The organism is Chitiniphilus eburneus, from assembly GCF_005048205.1.
Taxonomy (GTDB): domain Bacteria; phylum Pseudomonadota; class Gammaproteobacteria; order Burkholderiales; family Chitinibacteraceae; genus Chitiniphilus; species Chitiniphilus eburneus.
In genome coordinates this window covers 442,087-454,519 of record NZ_SUMF01000002.1, presented here as the reverse complement: position 1 = coordinate 454,519, position 12,433 = coordinate 442,087, and the positions used below count along the sequence as shown (strand labels likewise).

Annotated in this window: 8 protein-coding genes; 4 read left to right on the top strand and 4 right to left on the bottom strand. The window is 63.7% G+C overall.

The features are described 5' to 3' along the window. Positions 1-87: 87 nt before the first annotated feature. Positions 88-336, top strand: a complete 249-nt coding sequence (locus tag FAZ21_RS04755) for a YfhL family 4Fe-4S dicluster ferredoxin (protein WP_136772110.1) — start codon at positions 88-90, stop codon at positions 334-336. 13 nt (positions 337-349) lie between these two features. After that, a complete protein-coding gene (locus FAZ21_RS04750; RefSeq protein ID WP_136772109.1) occupies positions 350-1,402 on the top strand; it encodes a tetratricopeptide repeat protein in 1,053 nt (350 codons plus the stop codon). 126 nt (positions 1,403-1,528) lie between these two features. Here the strand turns inward: FAZ21_RS04750 and FAZ21_RS04745 are convergent, their stop codons facing one another. The 3 genes from FAZ21_RS04745 to FAZ21_RS04735 form a co-directional block, all read right to left on the bottom strand. Next, complete coding sequence (locus FAZ21_RS04745; RefSeq protein ID WP_373279520.1) at positions 1,529-3,622, bottom strand: glycosyl hydrolase family 18 protein; 2,094 nt, start codon at positions 3,620-3,622, stop codon at positions 1,529-1,531. A gap of 601 nt (positions 3,623-4,223) precedes the next feature. After that, positions 4,224-6,278: a glycosyl hydrolase family 18 protein gene (locus FAZ21_RS04740; RefSeq protein ID WP_246038477.1), complete on the bottom strand. Its 2,055-nt coding sequence runs from the start codon at positions 6,276-6,278 to the stop codon at positions 4,224-4,226. A gap of 329 nt (positions 6,279-6,607) precedes the next feature. Then, a complete protein-coding gene (locus tag FAZ21_RS04735) occupies positions 6,608-7,813 on the bottom strand; it encodes a multifunctional CCA addition/repair protein (protein ID WP_136772107.1) in 1,206 nt (401 codons plus the stop codon). Between the two features lie 223 nt (positions 7,814-8,036). Between FAZ21_RS04735 and FAZ21_RS04730 the strand changes: the two genes are divergently transcribed. Both FAZ21_RS04730 and cysK read left to right on the top strand, forming a co-directional pair. Further along, positions 8,037-8,924: a ZIP family metal transporter gene (locus tag FAZ21_RS04730; RefSeq protein ID WP_136772106.1), complete on the top strand. Its 888-nt coding sequence runs from the start codon at positions 8,037-8,039 to the stop codon at positions 8,922-8,924. 209 nt (positions 8,925-9,133) lie between these two features. Beyond that, positions 9,134-10,066, top strand: coding sequence for a cysteine synthase A (gene cysK, locus FAZ21_RS04725; RefSeq protein ID WP_136772105.1), 933 nt, complete (start codon positions 9,134-9,136; stop codon positions 10,064-10,066). Between the two features lie 114 nt (positions 10,067-10,180). Here the strand turns inward: cysK and FAZ21_RS04720 are convergent, their stop codons facing one another. Beyond that, a complete protein-coding gene (locus tag FAZ21_RS04720) occupies positions 10,181-12,334 on the bottom strand; it encodes a CHASE domain-containing protein (RefSeq protein ID WP_136772104.1) in 2,154 nt (717 codons plus the stop codon). Between the last annotated feature and the right edge of the window lie 99 nt (positions 12,335-12,433).

Genomic DNA, 12,433 nt, shown 5'->3' with positions numbered 1-12,433 from the left:
GGGCCCGAAAGTGGGACAATCGCGCACGATTGGCCTAGGGCCATGTTTTTACTCGTTTTTTTATCTGTATTGCCGAGGAAGTAATCGATGTCTCTGATGATCACCGACGAATGCATCAACTGCGACGTCTGCGAACCGGAATGCCCCAACCACGCCATTTCGCAAGGTGCGGAGATCTACGAGATCAACCCCAACCTGTGCACCGAATGCGTAGGGCATTACGACGAACCGCAATGCCAGCAGGTCTGTCCTGTGGACTGTATTCCCCACGACCCCGATCGCAAGGAATCCAAGGAAGACCTGATGCAGAAGTACCTCACCATCACCGCGGCCTGACCCGATGAAAACCATGCCACCGCGCGCTCACGATCTGCGCTCCGAAATCGACCAGACCCTGGCGGTGGCTGGCACCCTGGCGAACGTTTCCCCGGAGCAGGCGCTGCAACTGGCCGGGCAGGCGCAAATGCTGGCCGAATCCATCGAGTACCATGCCGGGCAAGCGCTGGCGCTCTACACCCAGGCCGCCGCATTTAGTGCCCGCAATGCGCTGGTGGACGCGGAACGGATGGCGCGCCGCGCGCAGGAGATGGCGGAAGCCCACGCCTTGTGGGCACTCTGGTTCGACACGCTGGACCTGGCGTCCGGCATTGCCTACGACCTGGAACAATACGACGTCGCCGTGGACGGCTGGCTCAAGCAACTGGAACGGGGTTTCGACCGCGACGAGCCACTGGCCATCCTGCGGGGCTACCTCGGGCTGGGCAAGGTGTTCTTCATGTATGGCGACCTGCCCACCACCACCGCCATGCTGGAAAAGGCCCGCGAATACCTGCCGCAGATCACGCGGCATGACGTCGCCTTTGGCCTGTACATCAACCTGGCCGCCGATGCCTGCCATCATGCGGACTTCTCCGCCGCGCTGAAGGAGCTTGCCTCCGCCGAGGCGCTGCTCGATGAGATGGGTTACTGCCAGTACGAGCACGAACTTTACTACTACCGGGGCCACATCTATCGCCGTCAGGGCAAGCTGCATGCGGCATTGCGGCAACTCGAGCGCTCGCTGGCGCTGAATGCCGGCACCAGCAACCAGTGGGGCCGTACCGTCAACCTGATCGAGCTGGGTGAAACCTGCCTGGACCTGGGGCAACTGCACGCGGCGCAGTATTACCTGAACAGTGTCGAGGAAGCGCCAATGCTGTATCTGCAAATGCAGATCCACGGCGTCCTCGCGCGCGTCAGCGCGGCAGTCGGCCGTACCGACCGCGAGTTCGTACATTGGCAAAAGCACTTCGCCCTGGCGGAGCGGATGGCGGAAGCCGGCGCCCAGCCTCACGTTGCGAAGCTGCGGGGTAAGGCGCTGGCGGAACGGATGCGCATTGTGGAAAACCGGCGTCAGGCCTGAGCGTTCTCCTTGTTCCACGGCGGCCCCAACGGGGCCGTTTTTCATTGTTCCCCCCCATTCCGGCCATAAAAAACCCCGCCCAGAGGGCGGGGTTCAAGCGTGGAACCAGAGGGTGGACAAGTCGCCTTACTGGCGCATCTTGGCAATTTCCTTTGCCAGTTCGCCATTGGCGGTATCGCCATCCAGCGCCCAGCTGAACACACCACCCAGGCCGTTACGCTTGGCGTAGTCGATCTTGACCGCGATGTCTTGCGGGGTGTCGTAGCTCCACCAGTTGCTACCGTCGTACTTCCAGGACTGCTTGGTCGTCGGATGGTAGTAAACCGTACCCGGCGCGTTCTTCAGCACCTTGTAGTCCTCGTTGCCGGCTTCGTAGGTTCCCTTCGCGGCACCGGAGGCTTTCTGATACAGACCATCGCCATTCGGGCCCGGTTGTACGCCAGTCCAGCCACGGCCGTAGAACGGAATACCCAGTTGCAGCTTCTTGGCCGGTACGCCCTTGGCGAGCAGCGACTTCACCGCAGAATCGGTGTTGTAGTACGTTGCCAGGCTGGCTTCGCCGGTCTTGCTGTCGATGGCATTGGGATTTGCCGGATCCGGATACAGGTGCGACTGGAAGTCGGTCGGGCCTTGCGCTGCCCAAGTACCGTTGTAGTCGTACGACATGATGTTGATCCAGTCGAGGTACTTGCTGTACTCGGCGGGCTCGGTCAGGTCGATCTTGTCCTTGCCGGCGCCAACCGCCGCGGTCAACAGATACCCGCTCTTCAGCGCGTCGAGCTGGGTACGGAACTCCTTCATCAGCAACGTGAAGTTCTGCGTATCGGCCGGGCTGACAGTGTTGTATGGCTGGCCACCGTGCGAGCCGGGGAATTCCCAGTCGATGTCGATACCGTCGAACACGCCATTGGCCGCCGCCACACCGCCGCTACCATCGAACGCGGCAAGGTTGCCCTTGATGTAGAGGTCGATACAGCTCTTCACCAGTTGCTTGCGCAGCGGATCGGTGGCCGATGCGGCGGAGAACCACTTGGACCAGGTCCAGCCGCCCAGCGAGATCAGCACCTTCAGGTCGGGATACTTGGCCTTCAGCTTCTTCAGCTGGTTGAAGTTGCCCTTGAGCGGACCGGACACGCCATTACGCGGATCGTCCCACTGCGGCCAGCCCCAGGTATCGCCCACGCCGTCGATCGCAGCGTCGGAGCCCATGCCCTTCTGATAGTCGGCCCAGGAATCACCACCGGTGCCAGCGCCCGGTGCATTCGGGTCGGTCGCACCCGGCTCCAGCTTGTTGACCATGCCGCATTCGTAACCACCGTTCTTCTGGTAGACATTACCGAACGCATAGTTGATGAAGGTGAGCTTGGCGGCGGTACCGCTGGTGTCGATGTTCTTCACCTGGTAGTTGCGGCCGTAGATGCCCCACTGCGCGAAGTAGGCACCCACTTGCGCACCGGCAACCGGAGTCGGGACCGGGCCAACCGGGGTCGGGGTCACGATCGGCGTCGGCGTTACCACCGGGGTCGGGGTGGGCGTCACCACCGGGGTCGGCGTCGGCGTTACGACGGGGGTCGGCGTGGGTGTCACCACCGGGGTCGGCGTCGGCGTCACGACGGGAGTCGGCGTGGGTGTCACCACCGGGGTCGGAGTCGGCGTCACGACGGGAGTCGGCGTGGGTGTCACCACCGGGGTCGGAGTCGGCGTCACGACTGGCGTCGGAGTTGGCGGAACAGGGGTCGGCGTGACATCACCGCCACCGCAGGCACCCAGATCCTGCCACACGCCCCATTGGCCGGATGCGGTCGGATTGTCGCCACGGGTCCACCACTTGGCTTTGTAGTTGCGGCCGTTGTAGGTCACCTGATCGCCGCCGACATACACATTGTCCGAACCCCAGGCCTGGAAGCAGCCGGTGTTCGGCGCCCCAGTCGGCTGGGGCGCGGGAGCCGGAGTGGCAGTGGGCGTTACGACCGGGGCAGCGGGCGTATCGGCGGAAGCGCCGATCTTCACCCACAGCGTAGGCGATGCGGCGGGGTTCCAGTTGGTACCAGTGTATGCCGTATGGGTAGCCAGGGCGCGGTAGTCACGGCCTTCGTAGCTCACCATCGTGCCGGCGGCGTAGGTATTGCCTTCCTGCCATGCGGGATAAGCAGCGAATGCCTGGGCGGCAGCCAACGCCGCCGGGATCGCCAGAAGTGTCATGCGATGGAAACGCGACATGCAACATCCTCCTTCTTTGGATATTCGGTATTTTCTTGCAATAAATGCAAGTAAATAGAGTTGCCAGTTGCCTCCACCGTCGATTCCGTCAAAAACCGGGCGGGGACAATGCCTTGAAGAAAACGTTGGTTCTTCCCGGCGGCATACCTGGAACATATTCGCGAATTCGCACATAACTGTCAAAAAAAGTACAATTATGTTTTTATGTTTAAAAACATAATGTTATTTACAAACCACCCGCACCCCATCCTGCCCTTCGAGCGGAGATGAACGGAATGCCACTTGAATTTGAACACCTCTGGTTTTCACATGAAATACTTTTGCTGGAACTGGTGCCACCCAAGACAGCCATCTCTTCATAAAGTAAGAATCAATGGCATAACTAGCTTAAATTGCGATGAAATCATGGAAAACTTTCACCCGACCATCCCGAGTAAAGGAGGGAAGGCCCCGGTGCGCCGCTCGGTCTTGGCCGGCCCCGGAACCGTCGCACTTTCTGGCACGAGGAGATAGCGGCAAAAAAAAAAGCCCCTGCCAAAGGCAGGGGCGAGTGTTTGCGCGGAGAGTGTGGATGCGCAAAATCAGTTCATATGTTTGGGCCTTACTGGCGAACCTTGGCCATTTCCTTGGTCAGTTCGGCATCGGCGGTATCACCATCGAGCGACCAGCTGAACACGCCACCCAGGCTATTGGACTTCACGTAGTTCACCTTCAGTGCGATGTCCTGCGGGGTGTCGTAGCTCCACCAGTTGCTGCCGTCGTACTTCCACGATTGCTTGGTGGTCGGGTGATAGCGCAGCGTACCGGCTGCGTTCTTCAGCACCTTGTAGTCCTCGATGCCAGCCTCGTAGGTACCCTTGCCGCCACCGCTGGCAGCCTGGTACAGACCATCGCCGTTCGGGCCGGCTTGCACGCCAGTCCAGCCACGGCCGTAGAACGGCAGGCCAACCACCAGCTTGCTGCGCGGTGCGCCCTTGGCAACCAACAACTGGATCGCTTCGTCGGTGTTGTAGTACGACACCAGGCTGCGCGCGCCGGTCTTGCTGTCGATGTAGTTGGGGTTGCTCGGGTCCTTGTACAGATGCGACTGGAAGTCCGTCGGGCCCTGGGCCGCCCACGCGCCGTTGTAGTCGTAGTTCATGACGTTCACCCAATCGAGGTACTTGGTGTACTCGGCGGGATCGGTCTGCTCGATCTTGTCCTTGCCAGCGCCGATGGCGACGGTCAGGCCGTAACGGGCGCTGTTGGTGGCGCCGATGGCGTCGAGCTGTTCACGGAACTCCTTCAGCAGCAGCGTGAAGTTCTGCTTGTCTTCCGGCGCCACGGTGTTGTACGGCTGGCCGATCACGCCCGGGAATTCCCAGTCGATGTCGATACCGTCGAACACGCCAGCTGCGGTGCCTGCGCCACCGGCATTGCTGCCTGCGTCGAACGGCACGTTGCCCTTGATGTAGATGTCGATGCACGAACGAACCAGCTGCTTGCGCAGGGCATCGGTCTTGGCAGCCGCGGAGAACCACTTGGACCAGGTCCAGCCGCCCAGCGAGATGTAGACCTTCAGGTTCGGGTACTTGGCCTTCAGCTTCTTCAGCTGGTTGAAGTTGCCCTTGAGCGGACCGGACACGCCATTACGCGGGTCGTCCCACTGCGGCCAGCCCCAGATGTCGCCCACGCCGTCGATGGCATCGCCACCGCCGATACCGCGCTGGTAGTCGGACCAGGCGTCACCGCCGGTACCGGCATCCGCTGCGTTCGGGTTGGTTGCGCCCGGCTCCAGCTTGTTGATGATGCCGCACTCGTAGCCACCATTCTTCTGGTACAGGTTGCCGAAGGCGTAGTTGATGAAGGTGAGCTTGGCCGCGGCACCGCTGGTGTCGATGTGCTTCACCTGATAGTTGCGGGCATACACGCCCCACTGGGTGAAGTAAGCGCCTACTTGCGCGCCGGCGATCGGCGTCGGAGTGGGGCCAACCGGCGTCGGGGTCGGGGTGACGATGACCGGGGTCGGCGTCGGGGTCACGACCACAGGCGTCGGTGTGGGGGTAACGACCACCGGGGTGGGAGTCGGGGTGACGACGACCGGAGTCGGCGTCGGGGTCACGACGACAGGCGTCGGAGTGGGGGTTACAACCACCGGTGTCGGAGTCGGGGTGGGCTGGCTGGTGCAAGCGCCCAGGTCCTTCCACACGCCCCAATCGCCGGACTGCGCCGGGTTATCGCCCTGCGTCCACCACTTGGCTTCGTAGTTACGGCCGTTGTAGGTCACCTTGGTGCCGCCGGTGTATACGCCGCTGGCCGTCCAGGCCACATAGCAGGACGCGCCGGGGTTGCTGGTCGGGGTGGGGGTCACGACCGGCGTCGGGGTGGGCGTCACCACCGAGGTCGGTGTCGGCGTCACCGGAGCGGGCGTCGGGGTGGCGGTACCGGACGAAACGCCCAGATCCTTCCACAGGGTCAGCGACGCGGCGGGGTTCCAGTTGGCACCCACGTAGGCGGTATGCGTCACCAGGGCCTGGTAGTCATGGCCGTTGTAGGAGACGTTGGTACCGGCGGTGTAGGTATTGCCTTCCTGCCAGGCGGGGTAAGCGGCGAATGCCTGGGCCGTGGCGAGAGCGGCGGGGATCGCCGCGAGGGCGAAGCGCTTGAATTGCGACATGAACAAATTCTCCATCCTTATCGGCTCGGGGCATGCCACCCGCCGTTGTGTCTTTGGATTAATACCATTCGTGGATTCGGGCCCGGTGTGCCGAAGGTGCAACTGGAAACCTTCGTCGTGCCCGCTTGGCATGCAGGTCGCATGGTGATTCATCATGGTTGTCAGTGTCAACCAAGTAAGCAATCACTAATTCATGTTAAATAACAACGAATTAGCCAAATTTTCAAACGGATGTAGTGATGCCGTCTGGCTGACGACAAACGGCCCAAAGGTAGCCACAGACGGCCAGCCCGACAAAACAAGTGGTGGTATTAGCCCGCATTGCCATTTCAGGCCTCAGGCGAGCCGGCCATGCCCTCCAGGGCACTAGCGACGGCATCGCGCCGTGCCTGGGCCACACGCTCGGGAATTTGCGCCGGATCGGCGCAAGCCCTGGCGACCGCTCCCGCATCCACCGCACGCGCAATATCCCGTACCTGGCGCAGACGGGATGCCTGGGGATAGGGAAGATCCGCGTTGCCGGATTCACTGCGCAGGTCGGTGGCACAGGCATCCAGCAATTGATCGAAGCGCGCGGGCTTGCGCAACGCATCGGTGCGGCCGAGCAGGCCCATCAGCGCCTCCGCATCGAGCGACAGCGCCTGATGAACCAAGGGCCGCTCGCGTTGGGTGATCACGGCCAGATCGCGGCATTCCGCCGGGGCGCGGATACGGCGGCTCAGGCTGTCGATCCGCTCCGCGCCGATCTGCCGCGCTGGCTCGGCGCACGGCTCGCCCAACCGTGCGCAAAGCGCGGCATAGCGCGTGGGCAGCGGCCAGTTCCGGCCCGCACAATCATCGAGCACCCACATGGCCTGGTCACCGTGGTTCGGCATGAAAGAACCCGTGGCGGTGGAACACGCCCACAGCGCATCCAACTCCGGCGCGATCCGCGCCAGGGCGGCGCATTGCCGCAGCACCGCGAACATGCGGCTGGGGGTGCGCTCCATCATGCCGCGCGCCAGCTCCTGCCAGACCCGCTCGGGCACCAAATGATCCACCTCGCCATCCGCCACCATGCCTTGCATCAGGGCCATCGTTTCCGGTGCCACCACGAACCCGAAGCGGGCGGCAAAACGGGCCAGCCGGAGCACACGCACCGGATCCTCCGCAAAAGCGGGGGAAACATGGCGCAGCACACCGGCCCGCAAGTCGGCCTGCCCATTGAAGGGATCGATCACCTGCCCATGGTCGTCCTCGGCCATGGCGTTGATGGTCAGGTCGCGCCGCGCGAGGTCTTCCTCCAGGGTGACGCTGGCATCGGCGAATACCGTGAAGCCCTTGTAGCCGCGCCCATTCTTGCGTTCGGTGCGGGCCAGCGCGTATTCCTCCTGGGTGCGCGGGTGCAGGAACACGGGGAAATCCTTGCCCACCGGACGAAAACCCGCGGCTTCCATCTGCGCCGCGTCCGCGCCGACCACCACCCAGTCGGTGTCCTGGACCTCGAAGCCCAGCAACCGGTCACGCACCACCCCGCCCACTTTGTAAATCCTCATCTCGCCATCCGCTCCAGACCGTTCGGGTCTGATCTTAAGCCTGTTCGGAGGGTTTTCACGACCGGCCCCTGCCGGCAAGTGTCAGTTCAGGTGGTACGACCAACGCGTGCGGGGCAGAAAAGGCCCCGAGCATTTCGGCCTGCCAGCCTTTCAAATAAGAATAATTCTTATTAGAATGGATTGTGACGATGCGCTTACGGTGTTGGTTCAACGAGAGGCAATCATGAGCAGCCTGCTTTCCCGGTCCTATCTGCTACGGAAGATGCTCGGCTTCGCCATCGTGCTGGCAGCCGGCATCGTGGCGATCCAGATGCTATGGCAACGCATCGGCGTCGGCGGTCCGGCCATGAGTGGCGCGCTGGTCGGGGGGTTGGTGGCTGCGGCGGCCACGGCATTGGGCACCTTGCCGGTGCTGTTGTCGCAGCGCCTTTCCGAGCGCACCCAGGACACGCTGTTCGGATTCGGCGCCGGTGTCATGCTCGCGGCCAGCGCCTTTTCGCTGGTGGTTCCGGGCATCGCCGCCGCCGAATCCCTGGGCGCGGGGCCGTGGCAGGCGGGGTCCATCGTAGGCGCCAGCATCCTGCTGGGCGGTGCGTTACTGCTCCTGCTCGATCGCCTGTTGCCGCACGAGCATTTCATCAAGGGCGTGGAAGGCCCGCAGGCACTGGCGCTACGCCGCGCCTGGCTGTTCGTGTTCGCCATCGCGCTGCACAACCTGCCGGAAGGGCTGGCAATCGGCGTGGCGTTCGCCGGCACCGATCCCACCAGTGCCGGCGCGCTGGCCACAGGCATTGCGATCCAGGATGTGCCCGAAGGCCTGGTCGTGGCCGCCGCCCTGCTGGCGGTGGGTTACTCGCGTGCGCTGTCAGTGGGCCTGGGCATGGCATCGGGCCTGGTGGAACCGGTCGGCGCCGTTTTCGGCGCGGCGGTGGTCAGCCATTCCGCCGCCCTGCTGCCGTGGGGGTTGGGTTTTGCCGCTGGCGCAATGCTGTTCGTCATCAGTCACGAGATCATTCCCGAATCGCATCGCAAGGGGCATGAGGTATACGCCACGGGCGGGCTGATGGTGGGGTTCGTCATCATGATGGTGCTCGATACCGCGCTGGGCTGAGCGCTGCCAGTGACAGCCGTCGGGGCGTACACTGCAAACATTCGGCTATCGCCATTTCATCCCACGCGCTGCACAAACATGCCAGCACCCGGGAAATCGGCCAGAATCGCGAAGCGCCGCGCCACGCGGCCCATCCGGCCTCGGCAACCGGCCGCCCCCGAATCCAGTGCGTCCGGCCTGCGGCCGCACCCATCCTCCAGGAGTCCGCCATGCGTATCGCCAACGATGTCACCCAACTGATCGGCAACACCCCGCTCGTCAAACTCAATCGTGTGACCGAGGGGTGCGGCGCCACCGTGGTGGCCAAGCTGGAATACATGAACCCATCGCATTCGGTCAAAGACCGTATCGCGGTCAGCATGATCGATGCCGCCGAAGCGGCCGGCCTGATCGGCCCGGATACCGTGATCGTCGAACCCACCTCCGGCAATACCGGTATCGGCCTGGCGATGGTTTGCGCGGCACGCGGCTACAAACTGGTGCTGACAATGCCGGAAACCATGTCGCGCGAACGTCGTGCGCTGCTGCGCGGCTACGGCGCAGAGCTGGTACTGACCCCCGGCCCCGAAGGCATGGGCGGCGCCATCGGCCGCGCCAAGGCACTGTGCGACGAGCACGCCAACTATTTCATGCCACAGCAGTTCGAAAACCCGGCCAACCCCGAGATCCACCGCCGCACCACGGCCGAGGAGCTGTGGAACGATACCGACGGCCAGATCGACATCCTGATCGCCGGGGTGGGCACCGGCGGCACCATCACCGGCGTGGCCGAGGTGATCAAGGCGCGCAAACCATCGTTCCAGGCCATCGCCATCGAGCCGGATGCCAGCCCGGTGCTGTCCGGGGGCGCCAAGGGCCCGCACCCGATCCAGGGCATCGGCGCGGGCTTCGTCCCGGCGGTTCTCAATACCTCCTCCTACGACGAAGTGATCCGGGTATCCAATGACGATGCGTTCGCCACGGCGCGTGCCATGGCAACCCGCGAAGGCATCCTGTGCGGGATATCCGCCGGGGCGGCCACATGGGCTGCGGTGCAGGTGGCACGTCGGCCGGAGAACGCCGGCAAGCTGATCGCCGTGGTGATTCCGTCGTTCGGTGAGCGCTACCTCTCGACCAAGCTGTTCGAAGGATTGCTGGACTGAGCATGCACCGCAGCACGGTCACGCTGCCCAGCGACAACCGCTGAAGTCCATCCGCCGCGTGCCAGCACGCGGCGGATCATTCCCTTTCCGGCAGCCCCCGCCACGTCCGCCGCGTCACACCGTGGCCTCGAACTCCGGTAGCTTTTCCGGTACGCCTTCATCGCGGAAGGTGATCACCACCCCGGCCAGGTTGCCACCATCGTCACGCATCGCGGCCGCCGACTCCTCGACCATGATCCGCAGGCTGTAGCGGTTCAACAGCACGCAACGTCGGGGGCGCACCGTCTGCGCCTGCCCGAGCAGCAATGGACCGCACAGATTGGGAAGCGGCACGCCGCGCGCCGTATCCACCATCACCAGCACCCGCTCGATCGGCATGCCCGCGGCGTCCTCGCTGGAAAAGCCGGTCAACGCCGCTGCGGCCGGATTCATGTATTGCACCCGCCCTGACGCGTCGATGCCGATCAGGCCCTCGCCCAGCGCCTCCAGCATGCGCTTGCAGCGCACCGACTCCACCTGGACCCGTTCGCGCCAGGTAAAGGATTCGCTCACGTCACGCGCCACGCCGCGATAGCCCTGGAAGCGCCCCGCCGAATCGTAGTGTGGCCGGCCACTCAGGCTGACGATGTAATGCCTGCCCTCCAGGGGCACGCGCAGGATGAAGTCGCGATAAGGCTGGCGGCGGTCCAACCGCTCCCGGTGGGCATCCCATTCCTGCTGGCTCAGCCCGCCATCGTCGATTTCCCAGCTTCGCTTGCCCAGCAACGCGCTCAGATTGATCCCCGCCCGCGCAAACTGGCTGCTCGACACGTAGGTGATGCGATGTTCGGTATCCAGCTCCCAATACCAGTCGCAGACGATCTCCAGCAGTTCGGACATGCGCTGGCGACGCAGCGTCAGCTCCACTTCACGCTGCTGTTCGTCAGTCACATCGCGAACGATCACCACGCGATGACCCGGATAGCCCGACAGCGGCAGCGTCTTCAATGCCAGGTGGCGTTCTTCGCCGTGCCGGTCGGGCAAGACCAGATGCAGCGCTTCCTGCCCAGGGCCAGGGTCCAGCTCGGCACTGCTCCAGATCGCATCTTCGCGCCCCAGCAGCGGCACATCGCCCCCCAGCCAGGCCTGCGCCGCCCGATTGCCGTAGATCACCACATTGGCGGCATCGCGCAACACCACCATCGCTGGGAGATGCTCCACCAGCGTAACGATGCGCTCGACACCCCGCGACACCGGAATCGCCCCCCCGCGTGACGCCTGCCGCGGGCGATCGACGGTTGCCGCCAGTGCCGCCAGCAGGCTCAGGGCAAGCCCCAGGGGCCAGACCCAGAGCAGGTTCGCGCGGCTCGCCGGGGTCTCAATGAGCACCAGCCGCCACTGGCCACCCTGCTGGTTGACCAGCGCTTCGCTATGTAATCCGCCCTGTAGCGCCTTCTGCCCGCCTTCCAGCATGCGCGTCGGCTTTGTCGCCGCCCCCCAGGCGGGGTCCTGCCAGGTCTGCCAGAGCGAGTAATGGACATTGGCGGGCAGCGCCTGCTCCACCCAGCGCGTCACACTGCTCAATGGCACGGTGATCGACAGGAAACCATTGAATGCCTCGCGCCGCTGCCCCACCGAATCAAGCGGCATCTCCGGGTGATACACCGGGTAACGCAGCGCGAACGCCAAGGGTTGCATTTTCAATGCCAGCAAGGTGATCGGCGGGCTCAACACGGGCTGGTTTCGGTCACGGATGGACTCCAGCGCCTGACGCCGTGCCACCACCTGCCCAATGTCGAACCCCTGGTAGGCCCGGGTGATCTCGTTGTCGGGGTAGAGGTAATCGATCAGGTAATAGCTCTCGCGCGCGACCGGCGCATGCAATGTCACCTGCCCGGCATCGCCGAGTTCGGGATTGTGTCGCTTCGCCAGAAACTCAGCGACCTCGTCGACGGGAACTTCGCGGATGTAGGCCGCCATCAGGTAATCGCCGAGTTCAGGCGTCAGGCGCTGCTGCCGTAGCAGGCGCACGAAATCCTTGCCGTCGAGATCGGGGTCGACCAGGAAGGCGCCACGGATACCTCGGACCATTTCATTCAGGCGTTCCATGCGCGATTCCAGGCGGACCGCCGCCAGCGCAGCCTGCTGGGTCAGCCGCTCCTGCACGATGCGCGTCTGGGTGTGATAGAGCCAGAGATGCAGCATGGCCGTACACAGCAGGCCGATACAAAGCACGGCCAGGAAAATGGTGAGCCGATTCGCGGAAACGCGGCGGAGAAAGCTGCGCATGATGTGCCCTGAACTACACCGGATTACCGGCAGGTAGCCCCACTATGCGCGCCAGCCTTCCGCCCATCCCCACCCCCTTGATGGGCCAGCCAACGAAAT

Excerpts from the sequence above, each read along its gene's own strand:
- FAZ21_RS04720 (WP_136772104.1), bottom strand. The coding sequence starts at position 12,334 with ATGCGCAGCTTTCTCCGCCGCGTTTCCGCGAATCGGCTCACCATTTTC.
- FAZ21_RS04745 (WP_373279520.1), bottom strand. The coding sequence starts at position 3,622 with ATGTCGCGTTTCCATCGCATGACACTTCTGGCGATCCCGGCGGCGTTG.
- FAZ21_RS04750 (WP_136772109.1), top strand. The coding sequence starts at position 350 with ATGCCACCGCGCGCTCACGATCTGCGCTCCGAAATCGACCAGACCCTG.
- FAZ21_RS04740 (WP_246038477.1), bottom strand. The coding sequence starts at position 6,278 with ATGTCGCAATTCAAGCGCTTCGCCCTCGCGGCGATCCCCGCCGCTCTC.
- cysK (WP_136772105.1), top strand. The coding sequence starts at position 9,134 with ATGCGTATCGCCAACGATGTCACCCAACTGATCGGCAACACCCCGCTC.
- FAZ21_RS04730 (WP_136772106.1), top strand. The coding sequence starts at position 8,037 with ATGAGCAGCCTGCTTTCCCGGTCCTATCTGCTACGGAAGATGCTCGGC.
- FAZ21_RS04735 (WP_136772107.1), bottom strand. The coding sequence starts at position 7,813 with ATGAGGATTTACAAAGTGGGCGGGGTGGTGCGTGACCGGTTGCTGGGC.
- FAZ21_RS04755 (WP_136772110.1), top strand. The coding sequence starts at position 88 with ATGTCTCTGATGATCACCGACGAATGCATCAACTGCGACGTCTGCGAA.